This window comes from Stenotrophomonas sp. YJH_SMC_101-4, from assembly GCF_059370395.1.
This window is the reverse complement of the sequence record NZ_JCAFTP010000001.1, coordinates 555,341-567,389: the sequence shown is the minus strand read 5'-3', so window position 1 is coordinate 567,389 and position 12,049 is coordinate 555,341. Positions and strand designations below refer to the sequence as shown.

Annotated in this window: 12 protein-coding genes; all 12 read left to right on the top strand. The window is 66.8% G+C overall.

The features are described from left to right. The first annotated feature begins 201 nt into the window (after positions 1-201). The 12 genes from AC5P8D_RS02720 to AC5P8D_RS02665 all read left to right on the top strand — a co-directional run bounded on the left by AC5P8D_RS02720 (position 202) and on the right by AC5P8D_RS02665 (position 11,975). Complete coding sequence (locus AC5P8D_RS02720) at positions 202-393, top strand: Flp family type IVb pilin (RefSeq protein WP_010485145.1); 192 nt, start codon at positions 202-204, stop codon at positions 391-393. Between the two features lie 65 nt (positions 394-458). Beyond that, positions 459-1,004, top strand: a complete 546-nt coding sequence (locus tag AC5P8D_RS02715; protein ID WP_100445988.1) for an A24 family peptidase — start codon at positions 459-461, stop codon at positions 1,002-1,004. Then, entirely contained in the window at positions 1,001-1,477 is a 477-nt protein-coding gene (locus AC5P8D_RS02710) for a TadE/TadG family type IV pilus assembly protein (protein ID WP_010485140.1), read from the top strand. Before AC5P8D_RS02715 ends, AC5P8D_RS02710 begins: the two co-directional genes overlap by 4 nt. 23 nt (positions 1,478-1,500) lie before the next feature. Next, positions 1,501-2,538: a Flp pilus assembly protein CpaB gene (cpaB, locus tag AC5P8D_RS02705; protein WP_043402488.1), complete on the top strand. Its 1,038-nt coding sequence runs from the start codon at positions 1,501-1,503 to the stop codon at positions 2,536-2,538. Positions 2,539-2,556: 18 nt separating this feature from the next. Beyond that, on the top strand, positions 2,557-3,915 hold the full coding sequence (locus AC5P8D_RS02700; RefSeq protein WP_495203048.1) for a type II and III secretion system protein family protein: 1,359 nt from the start codon (positions 2,557-2,559) through the stop codon (positions 3,913-3,915). Positions 3,916-3,942: 27 nt separating this feature from the next. Further along, a complete protein-coding gene (locus AC5P8D_RS02695) occupies positions 3,943-5,199 on the top strand; it encodes a CpaE/TadZ family protein (RefSeq protein ID WP_143994611.1) in 1,257 nt (418 codons plus the stop codon). Beyond that, positions 5,184-6,533 (top strand): TadA family conjugal transfer-associated ATPase, encoded by a 1,350-nt coding sequence (locus AC5P8D_RS02690; protein ID WP_054171945.1) that lies wholly within the window; start codon positions 5,184-5,186, stop codon positions 6,531-6,533. Before AC5P8D_RS02695 ends, AC5P8D_RS02690 begins: the two co-directional genes overlap by 16 nt. A gap of 2 nt (positions 6,534-6,535) precedes the next feature. Next, complete coding sequence (locus tag AC5P8D_RS02685; protein WP_010485130.1) at positions 6,536-7,492, top strand: type II secretion system F family protein; 957 nt, start codon at positions 6,536-6,538, stop codon at positions 7,490-7,492. 28 nt (positions 7,493-7,520) lie between these two features. Then, positions 7,521-8,456 carry a type II secretion system F family protein gene (locus tag AC5P8D_RS02680; RefSeq protein WP_010485128.1) on the top strand — a complete coding sequence of 312 codons (936 nt, stop codon included), beginning with the start codon at positions 7,521-7,523 and terminating at the stop codon, positions 8,454-8,456. Then, positions 8,456-9,352 carry a tetratricopeptide repeat protein gene (locus AC5P8D_RS02675; protein ID WP_495203047.1) on the top strand — a complete coding sequence of 299 codons (897 nt, stop codon included), beginning with the start codon at positions 8,456-8,458 and terminating at the stop codon, positions 9,350-9,352. The genes AC5P8D_RS02680 and AC5P8D_RS02675 overlap by 1 nt, the downstream gene beginning before the upstream one ends. After that, on the top strand, positions 9,349-9,807 hold the full coding sequence (locus AC5P8D_RS02670; RefSeq protein WP_019337872.1) for a DUF3613 domain-containing protein: 459 nt from the start codon (positions 9,349-9,351) through the stop codon (positions 9,805-9,807). Before AC5P8D_RS02675 ends, AC5P8D_RS02670 begins: the two co-directional genes overlap by 4 nt. Before the next feature lie 8 nt (positions 9,808-9,815). Continuing rightward, the gene (locus AC5P8D_RS02665) at positions 9,816-11,975 is read left to right on the top strand and encodes a TadG family pilus assembly protein (protein WP_010485121.1); all 2,160 of its coding nucleotides are present in this window, start codon (positions 9,816-9,818) and stop codon (positions 11,973-11,975) included. The last annotated feature ends 74 nt before the right edge of the window (positions 11,976-12,049 follow it).

The window sequence follows — 12,049 nt, the reverse complement described above, 5'->3', positions numbered from 1 at the left end:
CGACCACCGGCTCCGCGCCGTGCGGTCGCGGTTGCGCGAACGGCGTCCCGCCTGGAATCGATCACCCTGCTTGAGCATGGCGGGTCCGTCCCGCCGTGCCTCCTCCGCCAGGACGTGCGGAGGTCCACGGACGATCCCGGCGGAGCCGGGCCACCGCCCAACAGGTGTCCTGTAGCAGACAGGTAGAGGGAGACAAACGTCATGAACGCATCGATCCGCAAGTTCCTGAAGGAAGAAGATGGCGTTACCGCACTCGAGTACGGCCTGCTGGCGGCTGTGATTGCGGGTGTCCTGATCGCACTGGGCAGCACGCAGATCAAGGATTTCTTCGAAACGCTCTTTGAGAATCTCACCAAGCTTGCCGACAAGGCGTCAGGCAACCCACCGGCCTGAGCCGCTCCCAGGCTGATCAGGGACAGCAACTGCTGACCGTCCACTGACGGACAATGGAGGGTGCGATGACACTGCTGGGATTGCTGGCCATCGGTGTGTGCCTGCGGATCGCGATCAGCGATCTGTACGCCCGTCGGGTGCCCAACGCCTGGCTGCTGTCCGCATGCGCGATCACCGTTGTCGTGCTCATCGCCGGACAGTTCAACGCGCCGCGCCTGCCGTGGGCTTCCCACATTGCCGGCGCGGCGCTCGGCCTGGTCGCAATGCTGCCTTTCCATGCAGTGCGCTGGATGGGTGCCGGCGATGTCAAATTCTTTTCGGTACTGGGATTGATGCTGGGCTGGCAGGCACTGCTGCCGATCTGGATCGCGGCCAGCCTGGCAGCGGGCGCACATGCCGCACTGGTGCTGGTATCACGCCGGTTGGGTCCAGCACTGCCCATCGGCCTTCAAGCCCATATGCATCGGGCAAGTTCGCAATGGCATTCGCACCCGGCGCTACGCGGAATGCAGAGCGCCCGCCAGGGACGCCAAGGCATTCCCTACGCCGCCTACCTGGCGGTATCCGCCATCGCCTGGATCCTCATCAGCACGTACGGAGGTGTGGCATGAACATCCAGAACCCACGCCGGCAACGCGGCGTGGCCAGCATCGAGTTCGCACTGATGCTGATGCTGGGCCTGCTGCCACTGCTGTTGTTCACGTTCTCCGGCGTGATGATCATGGCGGCCCAGCAGACCCTGGCAACCGCCTCGGCCGAGGGTGCGCGCGCATCGCTGCGCTATGGCAGCGCCAACGAACGCCGTACTGCAGCCTGTGTTGCGGCGCGCAGTTCGATGCAGTGGCTGCTGAACTTCTCGGGTCAGCCGGTCGACTGCAGCAATGGCGGAAGCAACGCCATTCTGGTTTCGGCGCAGGCCCCCTGCGCCGGACTGGCCAGCGCCCAGTGCATGACCGTGACAGTCAGCTACGACTACGCAAGCCACCCCTTCCTGCCCGGCACCGCCACGCTCTACAAGTGGGTGATGCGGGCTCCCATCCGCAGCGTCGCGGTCGCTCAGCTCGACCTCGGCAGCGGCAACTGACGTTCGGTACAGGAGACGGTTCCATGCTCAAGTTGACCCGCATTGCTGCCGTCGCCCTGATCGGGCTGGCCGTGCTGCTGGCGGTGATCGCCTTGATGATCGGGCGCAAGCAGGCCGCGCCGGCCACGGTTGCCCCGGTCGCGCGGAGCGATGCCCAGGCGATCACCGTGGTGGAGGCGGTGGCACGCCTGCCGGCCGGCGAACCGATCTCTGCCAACGGATTGCGTCTGGCACAGCGCAGCGCCCCGGTTGCCGGTGCCGCCACCAGCATTTCCGCCGTGGTCGGAAAGGTACCGGTGCAGGACATCGCCGAAGGCACGGCGATCAGCAGCAATGCACTCGCGCAGGGATTCTCGCTGCAGCTGCGCCCCGGGGAACGCGCACTCGCGGTCCCGGTGGACGAGCTGGTGGGTGCCGGCAACCGCATCCTTCCGGGTGATTTCGTCGACGTGTTCCTCAACCTGCGCACTGCCCAATCCAGCGCCAGCGGCCCGGCCGATGCGGCACAGACGCGCCTGCTGTTGTCACGCCTGCGCGTGCTCAGCTATGGCCAGCAGGACATCGCCCCGGCCAACCATGACGCTGTTGCCAGCACTGAAGCCGATGCCCGCAACGATCCGCGCGCCGCTGACATCACCGGAAGCAGCAGCACCCAGAGCACGGGCAGCGAGACTGCCCAGCCCGCACGCAGCGCGGTACTGGCGGTACCGGTGGCCGACGCCAACCGGCTGCTGCTGGGTGCACAGCAGGGCAAGCTGTTCCTGGCCCTGCGCAACCCTGCCGATTCCGGCCAGCCCGATCTGGCGCTGTTCCCGCAGGCACGCGGGGTGATCGATCCGCTGCGGGGGCTTGATGCGGAGCAGCAGCTTGCGCTGCAACGGCCAGAGAATCACGCCTTCGCCGGCATCGACGGCGATGCGTTGGCCGGGCGCAGCAACACACCGGCGCGCAGCGCCCAGGATGCCCCGGCACGCGCACCCGCACCGCGGCGCAGTGCCCCGCGCGCATCGGGTATCGAAATCATCCGAGGCGACAGCTCCGCCCCCCGTGGTTCCCTTTGACCTGCATCGAGCGCATCCATGACCGAACGTCGCCGCAGTCCACGCCCTTCCCCCCGCCAGCGCTGGCTGGCCCTGCTGCTGGTGCTGCTGGCACCGGCGACGAGCGTGGCCGCCGACGACCTGGTGCTGCAGGCGCGTGAGCAGCGTCCCTGGACCCTGCCGGGCGATCTGGAGCGGGTCGCCATTGCCGATCCGGGCGTGGCCGATATCGTGATGCTGCGCGGCCAGCGCCAGGCATTGCTGGTCGGCAAGGCGCCTGGCACTACCACGCTGCTGCTCTGGCACCGAAAGCGGGCCGAACCACAGCGCCTGCAGGTGCGGGTACAAAGCGCGGTGCAGGGTGCGGCCGACACCGGCGCGAACGGGCTGGTATTCACCCAGCAGGACAATCAGGGCCTGCTGCAGGGAAGCACCGACAGCGTGCTCTCGCACATGCAGGAACAGAAGACCGCCGCCATGGCGCTGGGCAAGGAGGGCCTGCTTGCCGACGCATCCACGGTGAGCAGCGGCGGCGTGGTCCAGGTCGAGGTCAAGGTGGTCGAGTTCAACAAGACCGCATTGAAGCAGATCGGCATCAGCTTCCAGAACCGCAACGGCAACTTCGCCTACGGCTTCGCCCGCCCGGGCGGCCAGTTGCCGGGCAACACCGGCATCCTGCCCGGCATGAAGGAAGGCAACTCCGGCAACGAAGCCGAATCGGCCATTTCTTCGGCCTTCCGCCTGGTATTCGGCTCGACCAAGGGCCTGTGGAATGCCGACGTCGACCTGCTGCAGAGCAATGGCATGGCGCGCGTGCTGGCCGAGCCGACACTGGTCGCGCTGTCCGGGCAGAGCGCCAGTTTCCTGGCCGGCGGCGAGCTGCCGATCCTGGAACCGCAGGGGCTGGGCACCACGACGATCACCTACAAGCCCTTCGGCATCGGCCTGACCGTGACACCGACGGTACTGGCGCCGAACCGCATCGCCCTGAAAGTCGCACCGGAAGCCAGTGACCTGGACTACAGCAACGCCATCGCGCTCAACGGCGTGCAGATTCCCTCGATCACCACCCGCCGTGCCGACACCACGGTCGAGCTGGGCGATGGCGAGAGCTTCGTGATCGGTGGCCTGGTCAGCTCCAACGTGGTGTCCAGCGTCGGCAAGATCCCGCTGCTGGGTGACCTGCCGATCATCGGCTCGTTCTTCCGCAACTTCGACTACAAGCGCCAGGACAAGGAACTGGTGATCATCGTCACGCCACGCTTGGTGAAGCCGCTGGCACGCAACACCGACCTGCCACTGCCCGGCGACCGCGAAGCCAAGCCGCACATGCCCGAATGGGGCGCCTGGCTGCTGGGTCCGATCAGCCAGGACCCGGTGCCCGGCTTCTCACGCTGATTCCATGATGCCTGCGATACCACGCCCATGCCCTATGCCACTGCCCAGCCGCTGCATCCGCAAGGACCGCCGATGAACCTGGTCCTGTATGGAATGGATCGCGAACTGCTGCCCCGGCTGGCGGCCAAACTGCCGCCGACCACTACCCTGCACTGGCAGGACAGCAGTACGCCGACCTCCGCCCAGGATCTGCAACGTGGGCCGCAGAGCCTTGTGCTGCTCGATTTCCGCCCCGAACATGCGGCCGCCTCCAGCGTGCTGGCGCAGCAACTGCAACAGACAGAGCCGGATCTGGCATTGGTTGCCGTCGGTGCCACCAGCGCCGGCCAGGTGGAAGGCGTCGTCATCGCATTGCGGGCGGGCCTGCGTGATGTGCTGGATCTGGACAGCGACAACGTCGGTATCGAGGCCGCGCTGCGTCGCGCCCTGTCGCCACGACCGGCTGCCACCGCGCAGCACGCGCACAAGGCGCGCCTGATCGTGCTGCTGGGCGTGCGCGCCGGGGTCGGCACCAGTACGCTGGCCGCACATCTCTCGGTGCTGGCACAGCAGACCCGTGCGCTGGCACAGGGCGAGGCACTGCTTCAGGACGGCCTGCTGATGGAGCTGGCCCAGCCTTCGGGTGACCTCGCGCTGTACCTCAACCTGGACAGCCGCTTCCATTACGAAGACGCGCTGCGCAACGCCAGCCGCATCGATGCCACCCTCGCCCGCACGGCCATGGCCCGTCACGATTCCGGGCTGGTGCTGCTGGACCGCGCCAGCGGCAGCGATGCGGTACCGCCGTCCGATCCGGGTGCGTTGCTGCAGCGCCTGCGCACCGTGTTCGCCAGCGTGCTGTGTGATGCCGGTGGCTGCCCGCTGCGTCAGCTGCCGCCGCTGCTGCTGGACCAGGCCGACGAGATCTGGCTGGTCACCGATGCCTCCATTGCCACACTGGTGTCGCTCGACCAGGCACTGAAGCATCTTGCCGGGCAGCGCGAACGCGAGAAGCGCCTGCAGCTGGTGATCAACCGCCACGATGACAGCAGCGGCATGAGCCCGGAGCAGATCGCGCGCCGCTTCGAGGTGCCCCTGCTGGCGACGCTTCCCGAACGACCGCGCGTGCGCCTGGCTGCCAGCCAGGGCCACCTGCTGCTGCAGGATGCACCGCGCGACCCCTACCTGCGTGCCCTCGCTCCGCTGGTTTCGCGCCTGGATCCGGCTGCCTGCCCGGTCCAGGCGCAGGGCCTGCGGGAAAGACTCTCCCTTGCTCTGGGTGGATCGCAATGGAAGACAAGGTAACCCCGTTCCCGCATGCCGTTGCCCGGCCGGTGCTGCCCGAAAGCTCGCCGGGCCACCAGCCGTTCGCGCAGACCGAGCAGTACCAGAAGGTGCTCTCGGCCGCGCATGAGCACCTGCTCAACAGCATCGAGGACGAGCGCATCGACATCGACTCCTGGGCCCCTGACACCATCGCCCGCTGGGTGCAGGTGCAGACGGTGGGCTTCATCCAGGAGTGGCGCATCCCGATCAACGAAGAGGAGATGCAGGTGGTCGCCGAGGGCCTGGTCAAGGAGCTGACCGGCTTTGGCCCGCTGGACGACCTGCTGCACGACCCGTCCATCGAAGACATCCTGATCAACGGTTTCAAGGATGTGCACGTGTCCCAGGGCGGCCAGCTCAAGCGGGCCACCCAGCGCTTCACCGACGATACCCATCTGCTGCGCATCCTGCGCCGCATCCTCGCCCCGCTTGGGCGCCGGCTGGATGACTCCAATCCGATGGTCGATGCGCGCCTGCCCAACGGCGGCCGTCTCAACGCGATCATCTCGCCGCTGGCGGTGGACGGACCGATGGTGTCCATCCGCAAGTTCCGCAAGGATCCGTTCACCCCCGATGAACTGCTGGCCAAGGGCACCTTCGATGCGCCGATGCAGGCCTTGCTGAAGGCGATGGTGCTGGGCCGCTGCAACATCCTGGTATCCGGCGGTACCAGCTCCGGCAAGACCTCGCTGCTGAACGCCCTGGCCAGCTACGTCCCCGCGAACGAGCGCGTGATCACCGTCGAGGACACCGCAGAACTCTCGCTCAACCACCCGCATGTGGTCCGCCTGGAAAGCCGCATCGGTGGCGCCGAAGGCCATGGCGCGGTGAGCATCCGCGATCTGGTCCGCAACAGCCTGCGCATGCGCCCTGATCGCATCGTGGTGGGCGAGGTGCGTGGCGCCGAGGTGCTGGAAATGCTGCAGGCAATGAACACCGGCCACGACGGCTCGATGGCCACCATCCACGCCAACTCACCGCGCGACTGCCTGTACCGGATCGAGATGCTGGCCGGCTTTGCCGGCTTCCAGGGCAGCGAGGACAGCCTGCGCCGGCAGATCGCCAGTGCCATCGACTTCATCGTGCAGATCTCGCGCCTGGGCAGCGGGCGCCGCGTGCTGGTATCGATCACCGAGATCACCGGTGTCAGCGACAACCTGATCACCACCCAGGAAATGTTCCGCCACGAGCTGCAGATCGACGGCAACGGCAAAGAGATCGATCGCTGGGTCGGGCTGGGCTTCCATCCGCACTCACACAAGCTGGAGCCGTTCCGCCAACAACTGCGCGAATCGCTCTACGGAGACTTCTGAGCATGGGAACCGGCGCGCTGCTGGGCATGTTGAGCATCATCGCGGTGCTGCTGGCGCTGGCAGCCTGGCTGTGGGGCACGGCCAGCAGCCGTGAACAACGCCAGGTTTCAATGCGGCACGCCGAGCAGCAGCTTTCGCGCGGAAGCGCCACGGGCGGAGCACCCGCCGGGCCGTCCGTCACCGCTGCCAACGATCCGGCGCGGCCCGCCAGCACCGGGCGCCGCGTGCTGCCGCTGGATGGCCTGCTGCAGCGCGCAGGGCTGCAGACCGGCTGGAAAATTCCCGTCATGCTGCTGGTACCGGGGCTGGTACTGTCGGTGGTGGCGATGCTGCGGCTGGGCACCGCATGGATGTTTCCGCTGACCCTGCTGCTGTACCTGCTTGGCTGCTGGCTGTGGGTGATGCGGCGGACCACGAAGCTGCGTGCGCAACTGCTGCATCAGCTGCCGGACTTCCTCGACAACCTGGTGCGGCTGACGGCACTGGGCAACAGCCTGCAGGCCGCGTTCCAGGTTGCTTCGATGCAGACCAGCGCGCCGTTGCGCGGGCTGCTGGACACTACGGTGCGCTTTGCGCGCAGTGGCATGGAGCTGGACCGTGCACTCGCACAGGCCTCGCATCCCTATCGCATGGATGTGTTGAAGGTGTTGTCGGTGGTGATCGGTGTCAGCGTGCGCATCGGCGGGCGCTCCGACCAGATCCTGCAGCGCATGGGCGATTTCATGCGCGATCTGGAACAGGCCCAGCAGGAGCTTGCGGCAACGACCTCGGAGACGCGCATGTCAGCCTGGGTGCTGGGCCTGCTGCCACCGGCCTGCGCGGTGCTGATGGCGATCGCCAGCCCGGACTTCTTCCAGCCGGTGCTGCACGATCCGCTTGGCCACAAGATCCTGCTGCTTGCACTGGGCATGGAGCTTGTCGGTGGCTTCCTGCTGTATCGCCTGGCCAAATCGCTATGAACCACCCCCGCCCCGCCGGAGACGACCGATGAGCGCCAGCGCCTGGTTCGCCCTCTCCCTGCTCGTACTGGCTGCAGGTATCGCCCTGCTGGGTATCGGCGGCTGGGTACGCAGCCATCGTGAGCAGCGTACAACGGCCACGTTGAAGACCGCCCTGCAGCCGCGCGAGGCGTCCCGTGACCCCGAACCTGCACGGCACGATTCGCTGGGCTGGCTCGAACGCTTCGGCCGTGCCCTCAGCGGCGGCCGCCTGGAAGCGGCATTGCTGGCCAATGAAGACCGGCTGCTGTTGGATCTGGCCGGGTGGAACACCCGCCGCGGTACGGCCATCTACCTCGGCCTGCGCCTGCTGCTGGCCGTGCTGGTGCTGGCACTGGTGCTGACATTCAGCAGCGTCACCGGGCTGGCCAGGATCATGGTGATCATCGGCGCCTTGGCCGCTGGCCTGCTGCTGCCCAAGTTCATTCTCTCCTCCTGGGTGAAGCGGCGCCGGCGCGCGGTCGACAACGAGCTGCCGCTGCTGATCGACCTGCTGCGCCTGCTGCAGGGCGTGGGCTTCAGCATGGACCAGAGCCTGCAGACGCTCGGCGACAAGCTGCGCGATGCATTGCCGGTCCTCGGCGGCGAGCTGCAGGAGGCCAACGTCGCCTATACCCATGGCCGCACGCGCGCGCAGTCGCTGCGCCGGCTGAGCGAGGTCTATGCAGACGATGACCTGACCAGCCTGATGCAGCTGATCCTGCAGGTGCACGCCCATGGTGGCGCGGTGCAGGAGCCGCTGCGGCAGTTCAGCATCCGCCTGCGCGAACAGCGTCGCAACACGCTGAAGGAAAAGGTCGGCAAGCTCTCGGTGAAGATGACCGTGGTGATGATGCTGACCCTGCTGCCAGCGCTGATGCTGGTCCTTGCCGGCCCGGCGCTGGTCGCGCTGGCCACTACCATGTCCAAGATGGGGTCCCCCTGATGCCTGCCCTGCGCACTTCCTGCCTGATTGTTGCCCTGGCCGCCGTTGCCGGCGCCAGCGGCTGTGCATCGACCACACCGAAGTACCTGCGCGTGCCCAGCCTGGCCGCGCCCGAACCGGCGCCGCAGGACAGCCGCAATGCCTACCTGGAGCTGATCGAACGCATGCAGCAGCAAGGCGCATGGTATGCCTCGCTCGCCCACGTCGACGCCTTCCGTCAGCGCTACGGCGATCCGCCGGCATTGCGTCTGCTGCAGGCCGACGCGCTGCGCGAGACCGGCCAGGCCGATGCTGCGATTGCCCTGTACCGCGATCTTTCCAGTGGTCCCCAGGCCGCCGCGGCCGCACATGGCCTGGGCCTGATTGCCGCGCGCCGCGACGACGACGCCGGCAGTGAGCAGGCACTGGCGCGGGCGACCGAACTGCAGCCATTGAATACAAGCTATCTCGGCGACCTCGGCTATGCGCGGCTGCGCGCCGGGCAGTTCGAGCGCGCGCGCGAACCCCTGGCCAAGGCGCTGGAGCTGTCGCCGGGCAATGCCAAGGCCACTGCCAACCTCGCGCTGTGGGCGGTGCTGCGTGGCGACACCACCACCGCCGAACGCCTCGCCCAGCAGGCCAACCTCAACGACGAGACCCGGCTCAGCATCCAGCAGCAGGCGGCGCAGATCCGTGCCCGCCTGCAGCAACGCCAGGCCGCATCGGCCGCTGCCGCAGCCGTGCCGGCCACTGCGCGTGCTCTCGCCAGAGATGCCGTCGGCAACCCGCCCGCCGCCACGCGACTGGCGGCGGAACCACGCCGCGACAGCCGCGACGAACGCGATCCGCAGCGCCTGCCGCCCTCGATGCTGGAACGCTTCAGCACCTCCGACCACCCGAACGGGAACACACCATGACCGCGACGCCCCTGACCCGACGCCTGCTGCCCGTTCTGATCTGCCTGTTACCGGCCACTGCCGTGCAGGCGCAGCAACAGCCGCTGACCGGTCAGATGCTTGGCGGCAGCACGCCGGCTGTGCCGACGTCGCAGCCGCTGCAGTCCGAGTCACTGGCCACCGTGGACCTGATGGCCCCGCCAGCACCGGTGCCGCAGGCGGCGCCCGCAGCAGTGGCCATCACCGATGGCAATGCTGCAGCCGCGCGACCCGGCCGCAGCCAGATCGGCGATACCACGCGCAACCTGTTCCGCCTGCAGGCATCGGGGCAACAGGCCGGGCAGCACCTGCCGATCCTCGGCGACCAGGCGACGCTGAGCTACGCCCGCTACATGAAGAGCTTCGAACACGAGATCCCGGACTTCTTTGAAACCGATGTCGCCAAGTCCAAGGGATCATCCTCATCCGGACGCTGAGGTAGGCCATGAAACGCCCACGCCAGTTCAGTTTCAGCCGCCCACGGGGCGGCATGTCGATCACCATGATGCTGGTCATGCTGGCGTTGCTGGCGATGCTGGGCCTGATCGAGATCGGTTACCTGTTCTGGGCCAAGCGCGATGCGCAGAAAGTCGCTGATCTGGCCGCACTGGCTGGAGCGCAACGGCTGGAGCTGTGCACCTCGGACAACAGCGACAACAGTGCTGCGCGGCAGAGCGCACTCACCCAGAACAGGTTCGCTGGGAGCCTGGAAATCCGTTGCGGAAACTGGAACGTGACCCGGGCCACCGAGGGGCACTTCAGCCCGGCCGTCGATGCTGCCAATCAACGCAACGCCGTTCGTGTCATCACCCGCCGCGCGGTGCTTCCCTTCTTCGGGCAGAACAGCAGCCTGCCGACCGTGACCGCCCAGGCCGTGGCGCGCCGTGCAGAGCCCACGGCGGTTTTCAGTGTCGGCTCGCAACTGCTCCGCATCAACGGCAACACGCCACTGGGAAATGTCCTGAAACTGGTGGGTGCCGACCTCGACAAGACCACCCTGCTCGGCTACGACGGCCTTGCACAGGCGCATATCACCCCGAACGGACTGCTGCAGGCACTGGGCATTCCAATCGACGTCAACATGGGCGTGGCCGAGTTCAACAATCTGCTGGCCGGCCGCAAGGTCAAGCTGGGCAAGATCCTTCAGGCGACCGTTGACCTGCTCACCCAGCAGGGCGTTGCCCACGTGGACCTGAGTGCGCTGGAGAATGCCCTGGTCGTGCAGGGCATCGACCTCAAGCAGCTGGAGGTGAAACTCGGCTCCGATGACAGCGGCGGCGGCTTGTTCGCACGCGTTGTCGCGCCGGATGGAACGATTTCCAGCGCGCTGCAGGCCGATGTCAATGTGCTGGACCTCATAGGGACCAGCATCAGCATAGCCAATGGCGGCCGTGCGGTCTCGGTCAATGACCTCAACCTGTTGGGCCTGGTCAATGCGAAAGCCGCCGTGGTGGAGCCGCCGTCGATCGCCATCGGAGGCATTGGCTCGCGCGCTTACAACGCGCAGATCCGCGTCTTCCTCGACATCGACACCAACAACATCCCCGTTGCAGGCGGCGTACTTTCACTGCTGGGCATCCGCCTGAAGCTGCCGGTCCATGCAGACGTGACCAATGCAATGGCGACCCTGACCAGCCTGCAATGTGGCAGCACGCCTCCCACGGCGACGATCAAGGTCGAGTCCTCCGTGCTGCGCGCCTGCGTCGGCAAGGTGGCCGACAGCGAGCGGTTTTCCAAGCAGAATGTCTGTGGCGACACCCTGCAGAAGGAACAGATGCTGACACTGCTCGGCGCCCCGTTGATCAATGACAGCATCAAGGTCAATACGCTGACCGACACGCAAAGCCTCACCCTCCCCGCCGGCGCGACCGGTTCAACCCAGGTCAACTCCCTGGAGGTGGGCACCGCCGTGTCCGAGCTGGTCAGCGAACTGCTGCGCGTACTGTCCGGGGTGCTCGATCCGCGCGACGATGGCATGAGCCAGGGCTCGACCGCAGCGCAGTTGGCCGATCGCTACCTGAAAGCAGCCAACGTTGGTCGCAAGCGATACGATGTCGACGCAACCATCAAGCTGCTGGAATTCGGAGACAGTACGCAGGGATTGAAACCACTGGGAAACTGGGACATCACCAAAGGGGTACCGACCAGCTGTGTGCTGGTGACCTGCATGGTCGACGGCAAGGTCTGGCAAGGATTCCGCAACGCAGTGACCGGGGTTGGCTCGGGGCTCCTCGATGGCGTCCTGGGAGCGCTTGTGGGTGGGCTGCTGGTCAAGCAGTGCAACAGCCTGATCGGCGCCCTGGATGACACCACCTACAACAATTGCATGAAGTACAACCTGACTTCCTACCTGCAGACCGCCGATGCCGGCTTCCTGGACCAGTTCGCCGGCGACGGCGTCACCGCCCCCGGCAATGGTCCGGTCAGTTGTTCGGGCCTGCTGTGCTTCCTGCTGAAGCCCGCCCTGGACGTCCTGAAGCCGCTACTCAACAGTGTCGGCTCGCTGCTGCGCTCACTGCTTGCCCAGGTACTGGGCCTGGAACTGGGCCGTACGGATGTGCATGTCCAGTCCATCCAGTGCACGCCCGCACAACTGGTCTACTGACCCGTGACGGGCGCCCTTGGCGGCGCCCGCGCACATGCTAGACTCCCGGCGGGGAACCACCTTCATCTCAACCC